This window comes from Pseudomonas sp. RL (assembly GCF_000647775.1).
Classification (GTDB): domain Bacteria; phylum Pseudomonadota; class Gammaproteobacteria; order Pseudomonadales; family Pseudomonadaceae; genus Serpens; species Serpens flexibilis.
In genome coordinates, this window is record NZ_JBOY01000221.1 from 1 (window position 1) to 884 (window position 884).

The following is an 884-nucleotide window of genomic DNA, read 5'->3' on the forward strand; positions in this document are numbered from 1 at the left end:
CCGGCCGGGCCCGTCACCACCGCGCTGTCCGGGCCGCTGCTCAGCGGCTTGGGCGTGCGTCGCGCCGGGCGGTAGGGCTGGTCGGTGGGATGGACCTCGGCGCTGATGTGCGTCTCGACCGCGCTCGATCCACCCGCGGCGTCGTAGTCGTTGTCGCTGAACTGGTAGTCGCAGGCCAGTACGAGGTACTCGCGGTTGTAGCGGCCGACGGCGTGCTTGCTGAGGTTGAACAGCCGACCGGGGGCGACACCGCGGGCGCGGCCTTCGCAGGCGGCGCGCAGGTGGCCGGCGTGTAGTTCCTCCATGCGCACCTTGGCGAAGGGCAGACCCTCGCCGAGGTTCTCGTACTCGCCGGGGAAGTCGAAGATCTCGTAGTTCGCATGCGGGTGCGAACCCGGCAGCAGATCGTCTGTCGTCAGATCCGTCGACGGCATGATGAAGTTGTAGTCGCGCGCCACGTACTTGCCCGAGGTCACCTGGCCGGCATCGGCCCAGAAGTTCAGGTGATCCTTGTCGGGTACGGTGACGTCGTGCGGATAGAACTCGATGTTCTCGTAGTTCGGAAACGGCGAGGCCAGCCCGATGTGGTCGGTGATGACCAGGGTGTGCTCACCGGCGGCGTGCTCGAACCAGAACCACAGGCCCTCCTGTTCGAGCATTCGCATCACGAAGTTGGCGTCGGTCTCGCGGTATTGGACGCAGTAGTTCCAGGGCGAGTAGCTGCCGGCGGTGAGCCACTTGACCGCAAAGGGGTAGGCGCCGAGCACGTCCTTGACGATGTCGACGACGGACATCTTCTGGAAGATGCGGTAGTCGGTGCGGCGGGTGGCGTACCACAGGCCCGGGCGCAGGGTCGCGCGGTACAGATGCTTGCGGCCCGAGCG

At 66.5% G+C, this 884-nt stretch carries 1 protein-coding gene; it reads right to left on the minus strand.

The features are described from left to right. On the minus strand, nt 1-884 hold an 884-nt coding region (gene tssI, locus AS93_RS0118400), incomplete at both ends, for a type VI secretion system tip protein TssI/VgrG (RefSeq protein ID WP_027591931.1).